This is a genomic window from Nonomuraea sp. ATR24, from assembly GCF_041950485.1.
Taxonomy (GTDB): domain Bacteria; phylum Actinomycetota; class Actinomycetes; order Streptosporangiales; family Streptosporangiaceae; genus Nonomuraea; species Nonomuraea ceibae.
Window position 1 is genome coordinate 517,443 of sequence record NZ_JBGNUU010000004.1, and the last position, 19,723, is coordinate 537,165.

At 69.0% G+C, this 19,723-nt stretch carries 26 protein-coding genes; 3 read left to right on the top strand and 23 right to left on the bottom strand.

From position 1 onward, the window contains the following. Positions 1 to 22: 22 nt before the first annotated feature. Genes glmM through rplM form a run of 3 tightly spaced genes read right to left on the bottom strand, consistent with a single transcriptional unit; the run spans position 23 to position 2,388 of the window. Positions 23 to 1,390, bottom strand: a complete 1,368-nt coding sequence (gene glmM / locus ACBI99_RS13400) for a phosphoglucosamine mutase (RefSeq protein WP_375072398.1) — start codon at positions 1,388 to 1,390, stop codon at positions 23 to 25. Position 1,391: 1 nt separating this feature from the next. Then, positions 1,392 to 1,916 (bottom strand): 30S ribosomal protein S9, encoded by a 525-nt coding sequence (gene rpsI, locus ACBI99_RS13405; protein ID WP_219500457.1) that lies wholly within the window; start codon positions 1,914 to 1,916, stop codon positions 1,392 to 1,394. Between the two features lie 28 nt (positions 1,917 to 1,944). After that, positions 1,945 to 2,388 (bottom strand): 50S ribosomal protein L13, encoded by a 444-nt coding sequence (rplM, locus tag ACBI99_RS13410; RefSeq protein WP_106236123.1) that lies wholly within the window; start codon positions 2,386 to 2,388, stop codon positions 1,945 to 1,947. Positions 2,389 to 2,699: 311 nt separating this feature from the next. On the opposite strand from rplM, the gene ACBI99_RS13415 reads away from it, so the two are divergent. From ACBI99_RS13415 to ACBI99_RS13425, 3 genes are all read left to right on the top strand, one after another. Then, positions 2,700 to 3,455, top strand: a complete 756-nt coding sequence (locus ACBI99_RS13415; RefSeq protein ID WP_357591395.1) for a CAP domain-containing protein — start codon at positions 2,700 to 2,702, stop codon at positions 3,453 to 3,455. 23 nt (positions 3,456 to 3,478) lie between these two features. Continuing rightward, the gene (locus ACBI99_RS13420) at positions 3,479 to 4,618 is read left to right on the top strand and encodes a hypothetical protein (protein ID WP_375072399.1); all 1,140 of its coding nucleotides are present in this window, start codon (positions 3,479 to 3,481) and stop codon (positions 4,616 to 4,618) included. 103 nt (positions 4,619 to 4,721) lie between these two features. Further along, the gene (locus tag ACBI99_RS13425) at positions 4,722 to 7,661 is read left to right on the top strand and encodes a hypothetical protein (protein WP_375072400.1); all 2,940 of its coding nucleotides are present in this window, start codon (positions 4,722 to 4,724) and stop codon (positions 7,659 to 7,661) included. Here the strand turns inward: ACBI99_RS13425 and truA are convergent. The 20 genes from truA to ACBI99_RS13525 all read right to left on the bottom strand — a co-directional run bounded on the left by truA (position 7,648) and on the right by ACBI99_RS13525 (position 19,721). Continuing rightward, on the bottom strand, positions 7,648 to 8,514 hold the full coding sequence (gene truA, locus ACBI99_RS13430; RefSeq protein WP_375072401.1) for a tRNA pseudouridine(38-40) synthase TruA: 867 nt from the start codon (positions 8,512 to 8,514) through the stop codon (positions 7,648 to 7,650). The genes ACBI99_RS13425 and truA overlap by 14 nt on opposite strands. 69 nt (positions 8,515 to 8,583) lie before the next feature. Beyond that, positions 8,584 to 9,120: a 50S ribosomal protein L17 gene (gene rplQ / locus ACBI99_RS13435; protein WP_219500445.1), complete on the bottom strand. Its 537-nt coding sequence runs from the start codon at positions 9,118 to 9,120 to the stop codon at positions 8,584 to 8,586. A gap of 92 nt (positions 9,121 to 9,212) precedes the next feature. Then, positions 9,213 to 10,229, bottom strand: coding sequence for a DNA-directed RNA polymerase subunit alpha (locus ACBI99_RS13440; protein WP_219500443.1), 1,017 nt, complete (start codon positions 10,227 to 10,229; stop codon positions 9,213 to 9,215). Between the two features lie 105 nt (positions 10,230 to 10,334). Beyond that, a complete protein-coding gene (rpsD, locus tag ACBI99_RS13445) occupies positions 10,335 to 10,961 on the bottom strand; it encodes a 30S ribosomal protein S4 (protein WP_219500441.1) in 627 nt (208 codons plus the stop codon). Positions 10,962 to 10,981: 20 nt separating this feature from the next. After that, a complete protein-coding gene (gene rpsK, locus ACBI99_RS13450) occupies positions 10,982 to 11,386 on the bottom strand; it encodes a 30S ribosomal protein S11 (RefSeq protein ID WP_020542285.1) in 405 nt (134 codons plus the stop codon). Between the two features lie 45 nt (positions 11,387 to 11,431). Next, the gene (rpsM, locus tag ACBI99_RS13455) at positions 11,432 to 11,812 is read right to left on the bottom strand and encodes a 30S ribosomal protein S13 (protein WP_049576926.1); all 381 of its coding nucleotides are present in this window, start codon (positions 11,810 to 11,812) and stop codon (positions 11,432 to 11,434) included. 227 nt (positions 11,813 to 12,039) lie between these two features. Beyond that, on the bottom strand, positions 12,040 to 12,153 hold the full coding sequence (gene rpmJ / locus ACBI99_RS13460; protein ID WP_003956441.1) for a 50S ribosomal protein L36: 114 nt from the start codon (positions 12,151 to 12,153) through the stop codon (positions 12,040 to 12,042). Positions 12,154 to 12,177: 24 nt separating this feature from the next. After that, positions 12,178 to 12,399 (bottom strand): translation initiation factor IF-1, encoded by a 222-nt coding sequence (gene infA / locus ACBI99_RS13465; protein WP_012887858.1) that lies wholly within the window; start codon positions 12,397 to 12,399, stop codon positions 12,178 to 12,180. Positions 12,400 to 12,696: 297 nt separating this feature from the next. Continuing rightward, positions 12,697 to 13,110, bottom strand: coding sequence for a hypothetical protein (locus ACBI99_RS13470; RefSeq protein ID WP_219500437.1), 414 nt, complete (start codon positions 13,108 to 13,110; stop codon positions 12,697 to 12,699). A 106-nt stretch (positions 13,111 to 13,216) separates the two neighbouring features. Then, entirely contained in the window at positions 13,217 to 13,624 is a 408-nt protein-coding gene (locus ACBI99_RS13475) for a DUF1707 domain-containing protein (RefSeq protein ID WP_246643995.1), read from the bottom strand. Positions 13,625 to 13,662: 38 nt separating this feature from the next. Further along, on the bottom strand, positions 13,663 to 14,466 hold the full coding sequence (gene map / locus ACBI99_RS13480; protein ID WP_219500433.1) for a type I methionyl aminopeptidase: 804 nt from the start codon (positions 14,464 to 14,466) through the stop codon (positions 13,663 to 13,665). A 112-nt stretch (positions 14,467 to 14,578) separates the two neighbouring features. Then, positions 14,579 to 15,229: an adenylate kinase gene (locus ACBI99_RS13485; RefSeq protein ID WP_219500431.1), complete on the bottom strand. Its 651-nt coding sequence runs from the start codon at positions 15,227 to 15,229 to the stop codon at positions 14,579 to 14,581. After that, positions 15,229 to 16,539 carry a preprotein translocase subunit SecY gene (secY, locus tag ACBI99_RS13490; protein ID WP_219500430.1) on the bottom strand — a complete coding sequence of 437 codons (1,311 nt, stop codon included), beginning with the start codon at positions 16,537 to 16,539 and terminating at the stop codon, positions 15,229 to 15,231. Before secY ends, ACBI99_RS13485 begins: the two co-directional genes overlap by 1 nt. A 170-nt stretch (positions 16,540 to 16,709) precedes the next feature. Beyond that, positions 16,710 to 17,165, bottom strand: coding sequence for a 50S ribosomal protein L15 (gene rplO, locus ACBI99_RS13495; RefSeq protein WP_357591403.1), 456 nt, complete (start codon positions 17,163 to 17,165; stop codon positions 16,710 to 16,712). Positions 17,166 to 17,167: 2 nt separating this feature from the next. Next, positions 17,168 to 17,350, bottom strand: coding sequence for a 50S ribosomal protein L30 (gene rpmD, locus ACBI99_RS13500; RefSeq protein ID WP_049572666.1), 183 nt, complete (start codon positions 17,348 to 17,350; stop codon positions 17,168 to 17,170). A gap of 2 nt (positions 17,351 to 17,352) precedes the next feature. Next, on the bottom strand, positions 17,353 to 17,982 hold the full coding sequence (gene rpsE, locus ACBI99_RS13505; protein WP_091090115.1) for a 30S ribosomal protein S5: 630 nt from the start codon (positions 17,980 to 17,982) through the stop codon (positions 17,353 to 17,355). 27 nt (positions 17,983 to 18,009) lie between these two features. Further along, positions 18,010 to 18,393, bottom strand: a complete 384-nt coding sequence (gene rplR / locus ACBI99_RS13510) for a 50S ribosomal protein L18 (protein ID WP_219500426.1) — start codon at positions 18,391 to 18,393, stop codon at positions 18,010 to 18,012. Between the two features lie 2 nt (positions 18,394 to 18,395). Then, a complete protein-coding gene (gene rplF / locus ACBI99_RS13515; protein WP_219500424.1) occupies positions 18,396 to 18,938 on the bottom strand; it encodes a 50S ribosomal protein L6 in 543 nt (180 codons plus the stop codon). Positions 18,939 to 18,954: 16 nt separating this feature from the next. Continuing rightward, a complete protein-coding gene (gene rpsH, locus ACBI99_RS13520; RefSeq protein ID WP_049572677.1) occupies positions 18,955 to 19,353 on the bottom strand; it encodes a 30S ribosomal protein S8 in 399 nt (132 codons plus the stop codon). Between the two features lie 182 nt (positions 19,354 to 19,535). Beyond that, entirely contained in the window at positions 19,536 to 19,721 is a 186-nt protein-coding gene (locus ACBI99_RS13525) for a type Z 30S ribosomal protein S14 (RefSeq protein ID WP_020542298.1), read from the bottom strand. Positions 19,722 to 19,723: the final 2 nt, after the last annotated feature.

Below are 19,723 nucleotides of genomic sequence, written 5' to 3' on the forward strand. Positions count from 1 at the left end.
GATCCCGTACCCGGAGAAGACGTCAGACGCAGGCCACGCGGACGACGTCGGCGAGGCGTTCGGCGACCTTGGTCGCCTGCTCCTCCGAGGCCGCCTCGACCATCACGCGGATCATCGGCTCGGTGCCGCTGGGCCGGATCAGCACCCGGCCCGTCTCGCCCAGCTCCGCCTCGGCCTCGGCGACCGCGGAGGTGAGCTCGCCGGCCGACGCCTTGCCCCGGTCGACGTCCTTGACGTTGATCAGGATCTGCGGCAGCGCCGTCATGACGGACGCCAGGTCGCGCAGCGTGCTCCCCGAACGGGCGACCACCGACAGCAGGTGGAGCGAGGTGAGCAGGCCGTCGCCCGTGGTGGCGTGGTCGAGCATGATGACGTGGCCCGACTGCTCGCCGCCCAGGTTGTAGCCTTCGCTCTTCATGCGTTCCAGCACGTAACGGTCGCCGACGGCGGTCTCCACCACCGTGATGCCCGCCTCGCGCATCGCCAGCTTGAAGCCCAGGTTGGACATGACGGTCGCGACCACCGTGTCCTTGGCCAGCGTGCCGGCGGCGTGCATGTCGGCGGCGAGGATGGCCATGATCTGGTCGCCGTCGACGATCGCGCCGGTGTGGTCGACCGCCAGGCAGCGGTCGGCGTCGCCGTCGTAGGCGATGCCCAGGTCGGCGCCGCGCGAGACCACCACCTGCTGGAGCTTGTCCAGATGGGTGGAGCCGTAGCCGTTGTTGATGTTGAGGCCGTCGGGCCTGGCGCCGATCGCCTCGACGCGGGCGCCCGCGCGCAGCAGCGCCTCCGGGGCCACCATGTGGGCCGCGCCGTGGGCGCAGTCGACCACGATGTCCAGCCCGTCCAGCCGCCCCGACACCGTGTCGAGGACGTGCGTGATGTAGCGGTCGGCCTCACCGTAGGCGTCGCGGACCCGGCCGACGGCCGCGCCGACGGGACGGCTCCAGTCCTCGCCGAGCCGCCGCTCGATCTCGTCCTCGACCGCGTCGGACAGCTTGAAGCCGCCCCGCGCCAGGAACTTGATGCCGTTGTCGGGCGCCGCGTTGTGCGACGCCGACAGCATGACGCCGAGGTCGGCGCCGAGCGCGGCGGTGAGGTGGGCGACGGCCGGGGTGGGCAGCACGCCGAGGCGCAGCACATCCACTCCAGACGACGCGAGGCCGGCGACCACGGCGGCCTCGAGAAATTCTCCCGAGGCACGCGGGTCCCGGCCTACGACCGCCACCGGCCGCTGCTTGCGGCCTGAGCCGCTGGAGCCGGTGGCGGCGAACACGCCTGCATCGCCGAGGACGTGAGCCGCCGCGACCGAAAGGTCCATGGCGAGCTCGGCCGTGAGGTCGCGTCCCGCGACCCCACGTACCCCGTCGGTGCCGAAAAGCCGCGCCAACTTAGCGCTTGCTGTACTGCGGAGCCTTGCGGGCCTTCTTGAGGCCGTACTTCTTCCGCTCCGTGGCGCGGGCGTCACGGGTGAGGAAGCCGGCCTTCTTCAGCGGCGGGCGGTTGACCTCGACGTCCAGGATCGCCAGGGCGCGGGACAGACCCATGCGCAGCGCGCCGGCCTGACCGGTCACGCCGCCGCCGTCGATGCGCGCGATGACGTCGAACGCCTCTTCGGCGCCGAGCACCACGAAGGGCTCGTTGACGATCTGCTGGTGGACCTTGTTCGGGAAGTAGACGTCCAGCGAACGACCGTTGATCGTCCACTTGCCGGTGCCGGGGACGATGCGCACGCGGGCGATCGCCTCCTTACGGCGGCCGGTGCCGTACGAGTTGCCCGTGGTGACGGGCTTGCGCACGGGAGCGTCAGCGCTGGCGGTGGATTCGGTGGTGTACTCGGACGGGAACTCCTCGCCGGAGTAGTCCTCGACCTCGGCCGTCTCGACGGCCGTCTCGACACCGGTGGGCTCAGCCACGGTTCTCCTCTAACTCTTTCGCGAACTACTACTGGGCGATCTGGGTGATCTCGAACGGCACCGGCTGCTGGGCCTGGTGCGGGTGCTCGGAACCCGCGTAGACCTTCAGCTTCTTGGCCATCTTCCGGCCGAGGGAGTTCTTCGGCAGCATGCCCTTCACGGCCTTCTCCACGGCCTTGTCCGGGCGCTTGTCCATGAGCTCGCCATAGCTGACGGAACGCAGACCGCCCGGGTAACCCGAGTGGCGGTAGGCCTTCTTCTGCTCACGCTTGTTGCCGCTGAGCGCGATCTTGTCCGCGTTGATGACGATGACGAAGTCACCGGTGTCGACGTGGTTGGCGAAGATCGGCTTGTGCTTGCCGCGGAGCAGGGTCGCGACGTGGCTGGCCAGCCGGCCCAGCACGACATCGGTCGCGTCGATGACGTACCACTGACGCTGGACGTCGGCGGGCTTCGGTGAGTACGTGCGCACGGTCGTAGCCTTCTTTATGCTCGCGTCTTCGGCGCGCTGCCGGATGCGGCAGCGCTTGGGGTCGGTCGGTGCGGGCACACGACGGCCCGGACCTTCCGTCTCCGCACAGATGGGAGATGACGCCGGACGCGCCGCGCATTGGTCACGCTGGACCTATGCACACAACGAACGATTAGGTTACCCGCCCGAACGGCGGCAGGTCAAAAGACCGGTAACCCTGGTCGAGTCTACCTGATCACAGAACGGTTCTATTTCAGTTCCCTGAGATCCCTTCTTCACCAGGACGAGACATCCCTATCGTTGGTGGCGGTATGTGGCAGAGTTCTCACACCCGGCACACCCAGCGGAGCGCACGGCGCCGGAACCATCTGGGTCTGCTGGCCTGCCTCATGGCCGCGCTGTTCACCGGAGTGCTGCTCGGCCGCATGTCGGGCGATCCCGTGCCGACCGGCCACATCTACCTCAACGAGGCCACCCCGGCCGCCACCCCCAAGGCCGCCGCCCCGGCGCAGAAGCGGGCCGCCCAGCCGATGGCCGAGGCCGTGCCCCGCCAGACCACCACCGCCGCCGCGCCCCGCGCCCGCCACCGGCAGGTCAGGCCCACGCCCAGCCCCACCGACCAGGTGCCCGGCTACACCGCCGACGAGCCGGTCCAGGTCCTGCGCGACAGCGAGCCCGTACAGAGCGTGCCGGGCATGGCCTCCGAGGTCGTCCGCCTCACCAACACCGCCCGCGCCAGGCAGGGCTGCGGCCCGCTGCGCGCCGACGCCCGGCTGACCAGGGCCGCCCGGGAGCACTCGTACGAGATGGCCCGCTCCGGCCAGTTCACCCATGAATCGCCCGACGGGTCCTCGCCCTGGGACCGCATGGAGCGCGCCGGCTACCCCGCGGGCGCCGCCGAGAACATCGGCCGCGGCTACTCCTCCGCCGAGGAGGCCGTGAGCGGCTGGCTCGACAGCCCCGACCACCGGCGCAACATCCTCAGTTGCGACTTCAAGGCCATCGGCGTCGGCGTGGTCTCCAGCCCCGAGGGCATCTGGTGGACCCAGGACTTCGGACGCTCGTGACCTTCGCACGGTAATGTCTCCGCATGGGTTTTCCCGACGAACGTGAATCCGGCACGGACAGCACCCCCCGCCGCTCCCGCAGGGACCGCAAGGCCGACGCCGACCCCGGTTCCTTCGCCGGCGCCTTCACCCCGGCCGGCCCTCCGCCCCCCGGCGGCGCCCCCAACCAGGGCGGCCTCGGCGGTCTGGGCGGCCCCCCTTACTCCAGCGGCGCCCCCAACCCGGGCGGCGGCCCCAACCCCGGCGGCGGCCCCAACTCGGGTGGCGCTTTCAATCCGGGTGGCGGCGGCCCCAACCCCGGCGGTGCTTTCAATCTGGACGGCGCCCCCTCCCCGGACGGGGACCCCGACGCCGACGCGCCTCTGGACGAGCCCAAGCGCGGCCGCAGGTCCGGCTCCAACCGCTCCGAAGGCAAGCGCCCCCGGCAGACCTGGAGCCCCTACGACGAGGAGAACCGCTCGCGCGGCCCGCTCTGGGCGGTCGTCGCCGGCGTCGCCGTGCTCGGCCTGTTCGGCGGCGGCCTGGCGATCATGTTCAACGCCGACGACCCGGCCACCACCGCCGCCAACTCCGAGCAGCGCACCTCCGCCCCGCTCCCGTCGCCCCCGCCCGGCGAGTTCGGCTACGCCGCCAGCCGCAGTACGGACCCCGATCCGCTCACGGTCAAGGAACTCTTCCGGGCCAAGAAGTTCACGGTCTCCGGCCGCGCCTACCAGATGACGGTCACCAGCAAGGACAAGAAGTGCGCCGACGGCGTGCTCGGCGACAAGATGGCCAAGGCACTCAAGAGCGGCAAGTGCACCCAGATGATGCGGGCCAGCTTCCGCGACAAGTCCGGCAAGGTGATCGGCACCGTCGGCGTCGCCAACCTCAACACCTACAAGAGCGCCGCCAAGGTGGCCAAGGCCGGCGGCACCGCCGACTACGTCAAGCCGCTCGCCGGCAAGGACGAGATCACCAAGTTCCTCGGCTCGGGCAGCGGCGGCGCCAAGGTCTGGGCGCATGGCCACTACGCGGTGCTGGTGTGGTTCCAGAGCAAGGACGGCGTCAAGCCCGACAAGAAGCTGTCGAAGCAGCTCTTCCAGGCGGCCGAGGACATCACCAAGCAAACGGTCTTCCAGGCCCTCGACAGGCGGGCGCTGACCGGGATGCGCGCAACCTGATATCGGCCATCCGGTCGGTTAACCCCGCAAACAGGACGATCGATCCGACCGGGAACGCTCATACCTAGGGAACGATCTAGCGACTCTCGCTAGGCTCGCCCTTATGCGTGGCCAGGGACCCGGGTCTGAGCACGAGCGTGGCGAAGCCGACTCCGCGACCGCACCATCGACGCCACCGCCTAGCTTCGGCCATCAACCGCCGCCGGGCGAACCGCCAAGCGGCCACCGCGCCGCCCCCTACGCACCCCCACCCCCGGACCACGGCCCGGGCTCGGGCGAGCCCCCGGCGTCCCCATATGCGGGGACGGCCCCGGGGTCCGGCGAGCAGGCGGCGAGCCCGTACGCGGGGTCGGGCGAGCACGGCGGTGAGCAGCAGCCACCGGCCGTCTACCCTGAGCCGACCGCCGAGGAGGCGGAGGGCTGGCTGTCGGTCGAAGGCGAGCCGCCCGCCCGGGAAGGCTGGCCGGCGCCCGGCGACACGCCCCCGGCCGAGGCGTGGCTCTCCGTCGCCGACACCCCGCCGGTGGAGGGCGACACCCGCCCCGCCATGGCCTGGCCGCCCGCCGGCCTCCCCCCGCACGCCGCCGTTCCCTGGACGCCGCCCCAGCCCCAGGTCCCGCCCCCGTGGCCGACCCCGGCCGGCGACGCCCCGCCCACCCCGCCATGGCCGTCCCACGCCGAACCCCCACACGGCGAACCCCCACACGCCGAAGCCCCGCCCACGCGCCCCTGGCCCGCCCAGGGCGACGCGCCCTCCCCCATGCCCTGGCCCCCGACGACCGAGGCCACCCCCGCCGCTCCCTGGGCCACCCCCCAGGACGACGGCGCCACCCGCCCCGGCACCGCCTGGCCCCCCGCCCAGCCCGTCAACCAGTGGCACAACCCCGACCAGGCACAATCCCAGCAACCGGGCCCCACGTACGAGAACCAGCCCCCATCAGGCCCCACGTACGGCAACCAGCCGAGCCCACCCCCACCGGGACCCGCGTACGAGAACGAACCGCACCCGGGACCCACGTACGGCTACCCGCAGGCCGGGCACACGTACGAGGATGACCCCCACAGGCGGGCGGCCGACGAGGCCCCCGGCACTGCCGGGCAGTGGCATCCCCCTGCGGACGGGCAGGGCGGCGGGATGTCGGCGCTGCCCGCGTTCCCCGGCGCCCAGCCGTGGGAGGTGAACGACGGCGACGCCGCGCCGTACGACTGGTTCGCCGACCCGGAGAACGCCGAGGCGGCCGCCGCCCAGGGATGGACCGCCGAGGCGGCCGCCGCTCAGGGGTGGACCGCCGATCCGGCGGCGCCGGGCGGACCGCAGTGGGAGCCGCCGCCCGCGTTCACCGCCGCCGCAGCGGGCATGCAGGTGTGGCCCGCTCCGGTCGCCGATCCGGTCGCCATGCCGCCCTGGCCCGCCGCCACCGGCGAGCTGGAGGCCGAGGCCGACGACGTCCCCCACCCGACCGCCCCCGGCCAGGCACAGCAGCCCTCCGGGTACGCCGCCGAGCCGACCGGCTCGGCCCAGCACCACCCGGACGACCGCGCCCACCCCGCGCCCGAGCCTGCCACCGGAGCCCACCAGCCACCTGCAGCGCCCGCCCCCCAGCCCACCGCCGAGCACCCGGCCACCGCCCCGGACCACCCCAACGGGCCTGCCCACCCGGGTGCCCCAGGGCAACCCACCGCCCACGCTCCGGCCCCGCACGGTCAGGCCCCCCACGGTCAGGCCCCGCACGCCCCGGCCCCGCACGCCCCGGCCCCGCACGGTAAGCCCACGCACGCTCCGGCCCCGCACGGTCAGCCGGACGGTCGCGGGGAGGCCGTCACGTCCGGTCACCCCGACGCCCACGGTCAGCCGCCGACCCACGGCCAGCCCACCGGGCCCGTTCAGCCTGCCGCCGGTCAGCCCACCGAACCGGCTCTCCCCGCCGCCGCCTCCCCCCAGCCTGCACCCGACCAGGGCACGCACGACCAGACCGGGCACGACCAGAACGGACGCGGGCAGGTCGCTCCCCCGCCGTTCACCACCGGGGACACCGCTCCTCCCCCCGCTGGCCGGAAGGCCGGTGGGGTGCCGGTGCCGATGCCGGGGGTCAAGCAGCCGCCGGCCCCGCTGTTCGACCCGAGCACCCAGCGCCAGCCCGAGCCCGGCGACGTGCCCGTCTGGCCACCGAACGAGGACCCGGCGGCCAAGGGCCCCGAGCTGCCGTTCAGCCCCGAGGTGTGGGGCAACCGTCACCAGGGCCCGGGCAACAGCCTGCCGGCGCTGGCTCCGGAGGCTTTCAGGCAGCCGCCGTTCGCGCCGATGCCGCCGGTCAAGCAGCCGGGCAAGAGCAAGCGGGCGCTGTTCGCGACGCTGGGGGTGCTGGTGCTGGCCGGGGTGGCGACGGGCGGGTTCTTCGCCGTCAGGTCGGTGCGCTCGCCCACGCCGGAGGCGGCCTCGCAGCCGTCGGTCCAGCCGCCGACGCCGACGTCGGCCCCGCCCGCGAGCACGCCTCAGGAGCCGGCCGGCGCGTCGATCCTCAACTCGGAGATCACCGACCCGAAGAAGCTGTCGCTGGCGGAGGCGTTCCCGGAGAAGAAGGTCTCGGCCGCGGGCGCCTCGTTCACCCGGGTGAAGTCCGACCTGGCGGCCAAGTGTGACGAGGCGGCGGCGGGCCCGTTCGCGGAGGCGTTGCGCGAACACAAGTGCAGCCGCGTGCTACGCGCCACGTACGTCGACTCCAAGCGCCGCTACGCGGTGACGACCGGCATCGCGGTGCTGCCCAGCAAGGACGCGGCGCTCAAGGCCGACCGGGCGAAGAACCTGAGCCGTAATGTCTGGTTCCGCGCGCTGCCCGGCGCGGCGGGCTCGGGCGGCGACCGGGTGCACATCGCGGGCGGCTACGCGGCGGGCCTGGTGTGGGGCCGCTACATCGTCTTCAGTTACGCCACCCACGCCGACGGGCACACGCCGGAGGCCAAGGAGAAGACGCTCATCAAGGTCAGCAGCGCGTTCCGGGACGAGACGGCGGAGGTTCTGGAGCGGCGGATCAACCAGAACTGACTCCCGGCAGCATGCGGACGCGCCGGGTGGCGGCGGCTCGCGCGGCGAGTTCGGCCGCGGGCGGGTAGGTCACCTCTTCGAGGCAGAGGCCGCGCGCGGGCGCCACGTGGACGCCGGAGTCGCGTACGGCCTGGGCGAGCACCTCGCCTGGCCACGGCACCGGCCGCCGTCCGTCGCCGACGGCCAGCAGCGAGCCGACGAGCGCCCGCACCATCGAGTGGCAGAACGCGTCGGCGACGACGGTGGCGACGAGCACGCCGTTGTCCTCGCGGATCCAGTCGAGCCGCTGGAGTTCTCGGATCGTGGTGGCGCCTTCGCGCTTCTTGCAGAAGGCGGCGAAGTCGTGCTCGCCAAGGAGCCGGGCGGCGGCGGCGTTGAGCGCGTCGAGGTCGAGGGGCCGGTTGTGCCAGACGACCGCGTGCCGCAGCAGCGGGTCCACGCCGCCGACGGCGTCGCTGATCCGGTACGCGTAGCGCCGGGAGACGGCGGAGAACCGGGCGTCAAAGCCCTCAGGAGCCACGCAGACACGAAATATCCGTACATCGGGGTCCAGTACTCCCCCGAACCTCCGCACCAGCGCAGCGAGCCTCTCGTCCACGCCGAGCGGCGCCGAGCTGTTGCCGTCAAGCTCCGCCAGCGCCTCGTCCGACACGTCGACGTGCGCCACCTGCCCCCGGGCGTGCACGCCCGCGTCCGTGCGGCCGGCCACGGTCAGGTCGGGCGGCTCGGGCAGCCGCAGGATCCGCCCCAGCGCCCGCTCGATCTCCCCCTGGACCGTACGGAGCCCGGGCTGGCGGGCCCACCCGGAAAAGCCGCCCCCGTCATAGCCGAGGTCGAGCCGGAGCCGTACCACGATCTTCCTCCCGGTAAGCGAAAAGGGCCCGGCCCCCACGAAGGGGTCCGGGCCCGGCAGCCTGATGGATCAGGCCTCGTCCTTCTTCGCCTCGGCGGCCGGGGCCTCCTCGGCAGGAGCCTCGGTCTCCTCGGCCTGCGCGGCCGGGGCGGTCTCCTCGGTCTTGTCCTCGGTCTTCTCCTCAGCCGGGGCGGCGGGCGCCTCGGCGGCGGCCGGCGCGGCCGGACGGGAGACGGTGACACCGTTCAGCGGCTCGGTCACCAGCTCGATGACAGCCATTGGGGCGTTGTCGCCCTTACGCGCACCGACCTTGGTGATGCGGGTGTAGCCGCCGGGACGCTCGGCGAACGTCGGCGCGATCTCGGTGAAGAGGTGGTGAACGACGCCCTTGTCCTTGACGACGGTGAGCACCTGGCGACGGTTGTGGATGTCGCCCTTCTTCGCCTTGGTGATCAGGCGCTCCGCGACCGGGCGAAGGCGCTTGGCCTTGGCGACGGTGGTGCGGATCTTGCCGTGGCGGAACAGGTCCGTGGCAAGGTTGGCCAGGATCAGCCGCTCGTGCGCCGGGCTGCCGCCAAGACGCGCGCCCTTGGTGGGCTTGGGCATTGCTCTCTCCTTGTGTGTTCACCCGCCCCGGCCGTACCAGGTACCGGGGTCGGGCCGCCAGACCCGGGACGGGTCCGCGCTATCGGGAAATATCAGTACTGCTCGGTCTCGACGTACGCGCTGTCGTCGTCGTCGTAGCCGCCGCCGGCCACCGCGGTCGGGTCGAACCCGGGCGGGGAGTCCTTGAGCGCCAGCGACATCTCGTGCAGCTTCTGCTTGACCTCTTCGATCGACTTGGCGCCGAAGTTGCGGATGTCGAGCAGGTCCTGCTCGCTGCGCGCGACGAGTTCGCCCACGGTGTGGATGCCCTCGCGCTTGAGGCAGTTGTAGGAGCGGACCGTGAGGTTGAGCTCCTCGATCGGCAGCGCCAGGTCGGCCGCCAGGGCGGCGTCGGTCGGCGACGGGCCGATGTCGATGCCCTCGGCCTCGACGTTGAGCTCGCGGGCCAGGCCGAACAGCTCGACCAGGGTCTTACCGGCGGAGGCCACCGCGTCGCGGGGCTTCATGGCCGGCTTGGTCTCGACGTCCAGGATCAGACGGTCGAAGTCGGTGCGCTGCTCGACTCGGGTCGCCTCGACCTTGTAGGTGACCTTGAGCACCGGGGAGTAGATGGAGTCGATCGGGATGCGACCGATCTCCTGGCCCGGCTGCTTGTTCTGGGCGGCGGAGACGTAGCCGCGACCGCGCTCGACGGTCAGCTCCATCTCCAGCTTGGCCTTGCCGTTGAGCGTGGCGATGCGCAGCTCGGGGTTGTGCACCTCGACACCGGCCGGAGGCGCGATGTCGGCGGCGGTGACCTCACCCGGGCCCTGCTTGCGCAGGTACATCACGACGGGCTCGTCGTGCTCGGAGGAGACGACCAGCTCCTTGAGGTTGAGGATGATGTCGGTGACGTCTTCCTTGACCCCGGGAACGGTCGAGAACTCGTGCAGCACGCCCTCGATGCGGATGCTCGTCACGGCGGCGCCCGGGATGGACGACAGCAGCGTGCGACGCAGCGAGTTGCCGATGGTGTAGCCGAAGCCGGGCTCCAGCGGCTCGATGACGAACCGGGACCGGGTCTCGTCGATCGACTCTTCGAGAAGAGTCGGACGCTGAGCGATCAGCATGTGTGGGTTCTCCCCTGTTTCGTGTGGCGCCCGCTATATGACGCCACCCCGACAAACAGTTTAGTTCGAGTACGGAATCCGTACTCGAACCAAACGGACGAGTGACTACTTGGAGTAGTACTCGACGATGAGCTGCTCCTGGACCTGGGTGTCGATCTGCTGGCGAACCGGCAGCTGGTGCACCAGGACGCGGAGCTTCTCGGGCACGACGCCGAGCCACGCGGGAACCGTGCGCTCGCCCGCGGTCGCCCGGGCGACCTCGTAGGGCATGAGGTTGCGCTTGGTCTCGCGGACCTCGACGATGTCGTGCTCGCGCACGCGGTACGACGGGATGTCCACCTTCTTGCCGTTCACGGTGATGTGACCGTGACGGACCTGCTGGCGGGCGGCGTCACGCGACTGGGCGAACCCGGCGCGGTAGACGACGTTGTCGAGACGGCTCTCCAGGATCTGGAGCAGCGCCTCACCGGTCTTGCCCGCCTTGCGCGTGGCTTCCTCGTAGTAGTTGTGGAACTGCTTCTCGAGGACGCCGTAGATGCGACGGGTCTTCTGCTTCTCGCGAAGCTGAAGCTGGTACTCGGACTCCTTGGGGCGTCCGCGGCCGTGCTCACCCGGCGGGTAAGGACGGATCTCGATGGGGCACTTGGCGGACTCGCACTTGCTGCCCTTGAGGAAGAGCTTGGTCTTCTCGCGACGGCAGAGCTTGCAGTCCGCGCCCGTGTAACGAGCCATTTCTCAATATCTCCTGGGAATCAGACGCGGCGGCGCTTCGGCGGACGGCAGCCGTTGTGCGGAACCGGGGTGACGTCCTGGATCGAGCCCACTTCGAGGCCGGTGGCCTGGAGGGAGCGGATCGCGGTCTCACGGCCGGAGCCCGGACCCTTGACGAAGACGTCGACCTTGCGCATGCCGTGCTCCATGGCGCGGCGCGCGGCGTTCTCCGCGGCCATCTGCGCGGCGAACGGGGTGGACTTACGGGAGCCCTTGAAACCCACGTGGCCGGCGCTGGCCCAGGAGATCACGTTCCCGTTGGGGTCGGTGATCGAGACGATCGTGTTGTTGAACGTGCTCTTGATGTGGGCGTGCCCGTGAGCGACGTTCTTCTTTTCCTTGCGGCGCACCTTCTTCGGCGCACCCTGGCGGCTCTTAGGAGGCATTGTTTGCCTTAACTCCTGAGGTCTTCGGTCCCGCGGCTGCGAGGACTACTTCTTACCGGGCTTCTTCTTACCGGCGACGGTCTTCTTCTTGCCCTTACGGGTGCGCGCGTTGGTCTGCGTGCGCTGGCCGTGGACGGGAAGACCCTTGCGGTGGCGGATGCCCTGGTAGCAACCGATTTCGATCTTGCGACGGATGTCGGCCTGGACCTCACGGCGCAGGTCACCCTCGATCTTGAAGTTCGCCTCGATGTAGTCACGCATCGGGACGAGCTCGGCGTCGGAGAGCTGGTGCACGCGCAGATCGCCGCTGACACCGGTGGCCTGGAGGATCTCCTGGGCCCGGGTGCGGCCGATGCCGTAAATGTAGGTGAGAGCGATCTCCAGCCGCTTTTCGCGGGGGAGGTCGACGCCAACCAGGCGAGCCATGGTCGGGCATTCTCCTTCTCTGTGGCGGAGGTCTTGCGCCCCACTTCCCCTCCCCATGCCCGGGGTGAGGGCCCCGGCCTCCGACCGGGGGTCTCCTGAACGGTTCGACGGGCGCCGACGGATCGGCGGCGTCGCCTGCTCAGGTGTGACGCGCGATTACTGTCTCAGGCTCCTCATGCGTCGAGCCCGCTCCCTGACGGGGCGGACTCGGAGAAGCCTTGCGGCGACTAACCCTGGCGCTGCTTGTGGCGCAGGTTGTCGCAGATCACCATGACGCGACCGTGCCGGCGGATCACCTTGCACTTGTCACAGATCTTCTTGACGCTCGGCTTTACCTTCATTGTCCTTCGTGTTCCTCAGACGTCTTATTTGTATCGGTAGACGATCCGCCCACGACTCAGGTCGTAGGGGCTCAGTTCGACGACTACCCGGTCGTCGGGCAGGATCCGGATGTAGTGCATCCGCATCCGTCCGCTGATGTGGGCCAGGACCTTATGGCCGTTGTCGAGCTGCACCCGGAACATGGCGTTCGGGAGCGACTCAACCACAGTGCCCTCGATCTCGATGGCGCCGTCTTTCTTGGCCAAAAGTCCCTCGCGTTTCACTGATCGGTCGTCTGAGGCTCCGGTTCACTAAGCAGCCGCGACCTCACGCTTCGAAGAGAGCGGCGACCGGCAAAGGCCGCCGACGCGTGATAGTCATAGTGAGCCGACTAAGGAGTGTACGACACCTGTTGCTCAAACGCGAAACGCGTGCCAGGTGCCCTGACACAACCACGTGTCACTGTACCCGATATCTCGCCCTGACGCATGCCGGAGGCCCGCCGACAGGACGCCGGCGGGCCTGAACGCCTCTCCCCGGGCCTCAGCGGCCCTTCTGGCGGCTCAGTAGATGCGGTGGGCCGCACCGCAGTACTTGGCCGCGCCGCCCCAGCAGGTGTACGTCCAGAGCTTCTTGATGTTCCCCTTGCCCCAGGTGTGGACCTGGGACCCGTTCCAGCCGTAGAAGTGCTTGCCGGTGCGCCCGTTCTTGTACTCGTACCGGAACCAGACGTAGCCCCGCTTGGCGGTGAACTCCTTGCCGTACCACTTCGTGAAGACCTTGCCGCCGGCCTTCCACGTCTTGCCGAAGGTGTAGGCCTTCTTGTTGCTGGAGTAGTACTTGCCCCAGGCTCCGGCCGATGAGGCGGCCTGGACGCTGGCGGCGGACGACGCCTGGGCGGTGGCGGCCGGGGCGAGGACGAGGCCGGTGGCGGCGAGGGAGCCGGCGATGGCGGTGGCCGCGAAAATCTTGCGCATGATTTCCTCCGTGGGTGGTGTTCTGGACACCGCTCACGTTAGGAATGCGCGCCCCGACGTTCTGTGGACGAATGCGCAGACGGCACTTGTGCACACAAGCCCGTCGTCACCGCTTCGGCGGCGGGTTCCCGAAGACCGTGCTGACCAGCAGGATCGCGCCCCACGGGCCCATGACCCACAGCGGCCACGGATAGATGAAGTCGCCCGCCGTGATGCTGATGATCAGCCAGATGACCCAGTTGACCGCGCTGGCGCCGGCCCAGGCGCTCCAGGCGGCCACCATGCCGGGGTGCATCCGTCGCTTGGCCAGCGGCTCCGGCGTCACCTTGGCGGGCCGGTTGCGCAGGTCGACGTCCGGCAGGTCGGCGGTCAGCTTGGCCAGGTCGCCGTACGTCTTGCTCTGGTAGAGCTGTTCGAGCCGCTCGTTGAACTCTTCCATCGTGATGCGGCCCTGGGCGGTGTGCTCGCGCAGTACTGCCGCCACCCGGTCGCGGTCGACGTCGGAGGCACGCATCTCGGGACTCTGCGCCATTCCCACCACTCCCGGCTCGTCTACGGCTGTGCCAAGCGCTCTTTGCCCCCATCAAGGGCGGTCAGCACCCAAGGTCCATTATGTGTCACGGCGACGCTGTGTTCGAAGTGAGCGGACGCCTTTCCGTCGACGGTCACCACGGTCCAGTCGTCGGCCAGCACGCGGGTGCGCTCGGTGCCGAGGTTGACCATGGGCTCGACGGCCAGGCACATGCCCACCTCCAGCACCGGACCCCGGCCCGGCTTGCCGTGGTTGGCGATCCACGGGTCCATGTGCATCTCGGTGCCGATGCCGTGGCCGCCGTACTCCGGCGGGATGCCGAACCGGCCCTGCGACTTGACGTAGCGCTCGACCTCGTACCCGATGTCGGACAGGTGGCGTCCGGGGGTCAGGGCCCTGATGCCGGCCCACATCGCCTCTTCGGTGATGCGCATGAGCTCGGTGAGCTTCGGGTCGACCTCGCCCACCGGCACGGTCACGGCCGAGTCGCCGTGCCAGCCGTCGAGGATGGCCCCGCAGTCGATCGAGATGACGTCGCCCTCGCGCAGCTTGCGGGCGTCCGTCGGAATGCCGTGCACCACCTCGTGGTTGACCGACGCGCAGATCGTCGCCGGAAAGCCCTGGTAGCCCTTGAACGACGGGATCGCGCCCTCGTCCCGGATCGCCTTTTCGGCGATGACGTCGAGGTCGAGCGGCGTCATCCCCGGCTGCACCGACTGCTTCAGCAGCTCCAGCGTGCGCCCGACGACCAGACCGGCCGCCCGCATCTTCTCCAGCTGCTCGGGCGACTTGATCTGAATCCCATGCTTGTTTCTCTTGAACACGTTTACGGCACCCCCAGGGACTTCAACGGGCAAACGTGGGAGCCCAATTCCCCCCACAATAGCCGCGAGGTGGCACGGAAACCCGTGCCACCTCCGCAGTAGGTCGTCACCCTCACCCCATGAAGGGCCTGATGGCCTCCATGGCCCTCTGAGTGACCTCTTCGACCGGGCCGGTAGCGTCGACCCCGACGAGGATGCCCTCGTCCGCGTAGTAGGAGATCAGCGGAGCCGTCTGCTCTCCGTAGACCTCCAGGCGGTGCCTGACGGTCTCTTCTTTGTCGTCGTCGCGCTGGAACAGCGCGCCGTCGCAGGCGTCACAGCGGTCGTCCTGCTTGTCGTCGAACTCCACGTGCCAGATGCGGCCGCACTGGCTGCAGGTGCGCCGGCCGGCCAGCCGCCGGACCACCTCGTCGTCGTCGACGACGAGCTCCAGCACCAGGTCGAGCGCCTGACCCCAGTCGGCGAGCATCTTCTTGAGGATCTCCGCCTGCGGCACGTTGCGCGGGAAGCCGTCGAGCAGGAAACCGTCCTGCGCGTCGTCCTCCGAGAGGCGGTCGCGGACCATGGCGATGGTGACCTCGTCGGGCACCAGGTCGCCGCGGTCCATGTATGTCTTGGCCAGCTTGCCGAGGTCCGTGCCGCCTGAGACGTTGGCACGGAAAATGTCACCTGTCGAGATCTTCGGGATTGACAGGTTCGATGCGATGTACTGGGCCTGCGTCCCTTTACCCGCTCCAGGGGGCCCGACCAGAACGAGACGCACTACCGCAGGAAACCTTCGTAGTTACGCTGCTGCAGCTGGCTCTCGATCTGCTTGACCGTGTCCAGGCCGACACCAACCATGATCAGAATGCTCGTCCCTCCGAACGGGAAGTTCTGGCTCGCACCGGCCACCGCCAGCGCGACGATCGGGACCATGGAGATCAGACCCAGATAGAGCGCGCCGGGCGCGGTCAGACGGGTGAGCACGAAGTTCAGGTATTCAGCCGTCGGCCGGCCCGGGCGGATGCCCGGAATGAACCCACCGTACTTCTTCATGTTGTCAGCCACTTCAGTGGGGTTGAAAGTGATGGACACGTAGAAGTACGTGAAGAAGACGATCAAGAGGAAGAACGTCGCCATGTAGATCGGCGTGTCGCCGGTGGCGAGGTTCTGGGAGATCCACTGCACGACCGGGTTCGGGTTCTCCGCGTTGGCGAAGAGCGAAGTGATCAGCTGCGGCAGGTAGAGGAGCGAGGAGGCGAAGATGACCGGGATGATGCCGGCCTGGTTGACCTTCAGCGGGATGTAGGTCGAGGTGCCGCCGTACATCCGCCGGCCCACCATGCGCTTGGCGTACTGGACCGGGATGCGGCGCTGCGCCTGCTCGACGAAGACCACGGCGGCGATCAGGAAGATGCCGACCACCATGACGACCGCGAAGGTGAACTTGTTCGCCTGGAAGATGTTGGCCATCTCGGACGGGAAGATGGACACGACCGAAGTGAAGATCAGGATGGACATGCCGTTGCCCACACCACGGTCGGTGATGAGCTCGCCCAGCCACATGATCACGGAGGTGCCCGCGGTCATGATGACGACCATCGTGACGATCTGGAAGACGTTGTCCGGGTCGAGCAGCACGTCCTGCTGGCAGTTGGGGAACAGCTGGCCCGAGCGGGCGAGGGCGATGAACGCCGTCGACTGCAGAACACCGAGACCGACGGTCAGATAACGCGTATACTGCGTGATCTTGGTCTGGCCCGACTGGCCTTCCTTCTTCAGCGCCTCGAGACGCGGGATGACCACGACGAGCAGCTGCAGGATGATGCTCGCGGTGATGTAGGGCATGATGCCCAGTGCGAAGATCGACAGCTTGAGCAGCGCGCCACCGCTGAACAGCTGGACCATTCCATAGATTTGGCCGGCGGCGCCCTCACGGGCCGATTCAAAACAGGCCGCCAGATTCTGGACGTGAACGCCCGGAGTCGGAAGAACCGAGCCGAGTCGGAAAAGCGCGATGATGCCCAGCGTGAAGAGCAACTTCTTGCGCAGGTCCGGCGTCCGGAACGCCCGGGTAAACGCGGTCAGCACGGTCCCTCCTGCGCGCCTATGAGGCGATGTGAGTATGCGATGGTGCGGGGATCTGCCATCTGAAGTCTCAGGTCAACATCCAGCAGGACAGTATCCTGCCGTCTCGCGAACTCTAACGCACTACGCGCGTGGGGGCCCATTGTCAGAACCCCCACGCGTCGTAAATGCACTTACAGCTCGGTAACGGAGCCGCCGGCAGCGGCGATCTTCTCCTTCGCCGTGGACGAGAAGGCATGCGCCGTCACGTTCACCGCGACCGAGATCTCACCGGTGCCCAGCACCTTGACCGGCTGGTTCTTGCGGACAGCGCCCCGGGCCACCAGCGCCTCGACGGTGACGTCGCCACCCTCGGGGAACAGCTCGCCGAGCCGGTCCAGGTTGACGACCTGGTAGGTCGTCTTGAACATGGCGTTGGAGAAGCCCTTGAGCTTCGGCAGACGCCTCTGCAGCGGCACCTGGCCACCCTCGAAACCGAGGGGAACCGTCGTACGGGCGTGGCTGCCCTTGGTGCCGCGACCGGCGGTCTTGCCCTTGGACGCCTCGCCGCGGCCCTTGCGGACCTTCGACTTGTTGGCGCCAGGAGCAGGACGCAGGTCGTGAATCTTGAGCGGAGCCTTGTCAGTCATGACTAGTCGACCTCTTCCACCACGACGAGGTGCGTCACCACGGAGACCATGCCGCGAATCTCGGGCCGGTCCTCCTTGACGACGACGTCGCCGATTCGCTTCAGGCCAAGCGAGCGCAGCGAGTCACGCTGGTTCTGCTTGCCACCGATCTTCGAGCGAACCTGAGTGATCTTCAGGCGTGCCATGACTAGCTCACCGCCTTCGCGGCCGCCGCCTCGGCGAGACCCTCGCGCTGAGCCTTCAGCATCCGGGCCGGGGCCACGTCCTCGATCGGCAGGCCACGGCGGGCGGCGATCTCCTCGGGGCGCGAAAGGCCCTTCAGAGCCGCCACGGTGGCGTGCACGATGTTGATCGGGTTGTCCGAGCCGAGCGACTTGGACAGCACGTCGTGGATGCCCGCGCACTCCAGGACCGCGCGGACCGGGCCACCGGCGATGACGCCGGTACCGGCCGAGGCCGGACGCAGGAAGACGACGCCGGCCGCCTCCTCGCCCTGCACCGTGTGCGGGATCGTGCCCTGGATGCGAGGCACCTTGAAGAAGTGCTTCTTCGCCTCTTCGACGCCCTTGGCGATGGCCGCGGGGACTTCCTTGGCCTTGCCATAGCCGACGCCGACCAGGCCGTTGCCGTCGCCGACGACGACGAGGGCGGTGAAGCTGAAGCGACGACCACCCTTCACGACCTTGGCCACTCGGTTGATCTTCACTACGCGCTCGATGTACGAGACGCCCTTGTCAGCGGCGCCACCGCGGCGATCGTCACGACGGTCCCGCCGCTCGCCACCGGTGCCGCCACCGCGACGCGGAGCTGCAGCCATCAGTGGTTCCTCATCTCAGTTGCCATATCAGAACTCGAGCCCACCTTCGCGGGCGCTGTCCGCCAGAGCGGCGATGCGCCCGGCGTAGCGGTTGCCACCGCGGTCGAAGACGACCGCCGTGATCCCGGCTTCCTTGGCCCGCTGAGCGAGGAGCTCGCCGACCTTCTTGGCCTTCTCCGTCTTGTCCGCTTCCAGCGTGCGCAGCGAGGCGTCCATGGTGGACGCGCTCACCAGGGTGTGGCCGACGGTGTCGTCCACGATCTGCACGAACAGGTGACGCGTCGAACGGTTGACGACCAGGCGCGGACGCGCGGCCGTACCGACGACGTTCTTGCGGACGCGGCGGTGACGGCGGGCCCGCGAGACGGTGCGGGCAGCCGTGTGCTTGCCGAACGCAGTCTTCGGAGCCATGCCTACTTACCAGCCTTTCCGACCTTGCGGCGGATCTGTTCGCCCTGGTAGCGCACGCCCTTGCCCTTGTACGGGTCGGGCTTGCGCAGCTTGCGGATGTTGGCGGCGACCTCGCCGACCTTCTGCTTGTCGATGCCGTCCACGTGGAACAGGGTCGGCTTCTCGACGCGGAAGGTGACGCCCTCGGGGGCGTCGACGATGACCGGGTGGCTGAAGCCCAGCGAGAACTCCAGCTGCGCCGGGCCCTTGGCCTGGACGCGGTAACCGACGCCGACGATCTCCAGGGTCTTGGAGTAGCCCTGCGTGACGCCCTGCACCATGTTGGCGATCAGCGTCCGCGAGAGGCCGTGCAGCGCACGGACCTTGTTCTCGTCGTTGGGACGGGTGACGGCGATGGCGCCGTCCTCGTCGCGGCCCACCGCGATGGGCTCGGCGACCGTGTGAGAAAGCGTGCCCTTCGGGCCCTTGACCTGGACATCCTGGCCGGTGATCGTGATGTCTACGCCACTGGGCACAGGGATGGGCAGCCGTCCGATTCTCGACATGCTGTGTTCCTCCCCTCTACCAGACGTAGGCGAGGACTTCCCCGCCCACGCCACGCTTGCCGGCCTGCTTGTCGGTCATGAGACCGGCGGACGTCGAGATGATCGCGACGCCCAGCCCGCCCAGGACTCGAGGCAGATTGTCCTTCTTCGCATAGACCCGCAGACCGGGCTTGGACACCCGGCGCAGTCCAGAGAGCGAACGCTCACGAGTAGGCCCGAACTTGAGCTCCACCACGAGGTTCTTGCCAACCTTGGCGTCTTCGACGGTCCAAGCCTGGATGTAACCCTCCTGCTGGAGGATCTCGGCGATGTGCGCCTTGATCTTCGAGTACGGCATCGACACGCTGTCGTGGTACGCCGAGTTCGCATTACGCAGACGCGTGAGCATGTCTGCGATCGGGTCGGTCATCGTCATGGCCAATGGCCTTCCTCGCCGCGGTTTCCAGTCGGCGAAGCTTCAGTGCTGCGCACTGCTCTGCCGGTGGACCTTCGGCGCGGTCGTGGGTGCTCTCTACGAGAGCCCCCTGATTTTGACATTTACGGATATGTACGGCCGGAAGCCGCCCCGGGGGCGACCAGTGCCGCCCCCAAGGGTAACTACCAGCTGGACTTGGTGATGCCAGGCAGCTCGCCCCGGTGCGCCATCTCACGGAAGCACACGCGGCACAGGCCGAACTTCCTGTAGACGGCGCGCGGACGACCGCAGCGCGAGCAACGGGTGTAGGCCCGGACCTCGAACTTCTGCTTGCGCCCCGCCTTGGCGATCAGCGACTTCTTCGCCATTG

Coding starts and splice junctions, on each gene's coding strand:
- rpsD (WP_219500441.1), bottom strand. CDS start 10,961: ATGGCTCGTTACACGGGCGCGGACTGCAAGCTCTGCCGTCGCGAGAAG.
- rplR (WP_219500426.1), bottom strand. CDS start 18,393: ATGGCTCCGAAGACTGCGTTCGGCAAGCACACGGCTGCCCGCACCGTC.
- ACBI99_RS13470 (WP_219500437.1), bottom strand. CDS start 13,110: ATGCGCAAGATTTTCGCGGCCACCGCCATCGCCGGCTCCCTCGCCGCC.
- rpsM (WP_049576926.1), bottom strand. CDS start 11,812: ATGGCTCGCCTGGTTGGCGTCGACCTCCCCCGCGAAAAGCGGCTGGAG.
- ACBI99_RS13420 (WP_375072399.1), top strand. CDS start 3,479: ATGGGTTTTCCCGACGAACGTGAATCCGGCACGGACAGCACCCCCCGC.
- rpsK (WP_020542285.1), bottom strand. CDS start 11,386: ATGCCTCCTAAGAGCCGCCAGGGTGCGCCGAAGAAGGTGCGCCGCAAG.
- ACBI99_RS13475 (WP_246643995.1), bottom strand. CDS start 13,624: ATGCGTGCCTCCGACGTCGACCGCGACCGGGTGGCGGCAGTACTGCGC.
- rpsE (WP_091090115.1), bottom strand. CDS start 17,982: ATGGCTGCAGCTCCGCGTCGCGGTGGCGGCACCGGTGGCGAGCGGCGG.
- rpmJ (WP_003956441.1), bottom strand. CDS start 12,153: ATGAAGGTAAAGCCGAGCGTCAAGAAGATCTGTGACAAGTGCAAGGTG.
- ACBI99_RS13425 (WP_375072400.1), top strand. CDS start 4,722: ATGCGTGGCCAGGGACCCGGGTCTGAGCACGAGCGTGGCGAAGCCGAC.
- ACBI99_RS13415 (WP_357591395.1), top strand. CDS start 2,700: ATGTGGCAGAGTTCTCACACCCGGCACACCCAGCGGAGCGCACGGCGC.
- rplF (WP_219500424.1), bottom strand. CDS start 18,938: ATGTCGAGAATCGGACGGCTGCCCATCCCTGTGCCCAGTGGCGTAGAC.
- rpmD (WP_049572666.1), bottom strand. CDS start 17,350: ATGGCACGCCTGAAGATCACTCAGGTTCGCTCGAAGATCGGTGGCAAG.
- rplO (WP_357591403.1), bottom strand. CDS start 17,165: ATGACTGACAAGGCTCCGCTCAAGATTCACGACCTGCGTCCTGCTCCT.
- rpsH (WP_049572677.1), bottom strand. CDS start 19,353: ATGACGATGACCGACCCGATCGCAGACATGCTCACGCGTCTGCGTAAT.
- rplQ (WP_219500445.1), bottom strand. CDS start 9,120: ATGCCCAAGCCCACCAAGGGCGCGCGTCTTGGCGGCAGCCCGGCGCAC.
- ACBI99_RS13440 (WP_219500443.1), bottom strand. CDS start 10,229: ATGCTGATCGCTCAGCGTCCGACTCTTCTCGAAGAGTCGATCGACGAG.
- ACBI99_RS13525 (WP_020542298.1), bottom strand. CDS start 19,721: ATGGCGAAGAAGTCGCTGATCGCCAAGGCGGGGCGCAAGCAGAAGTTC.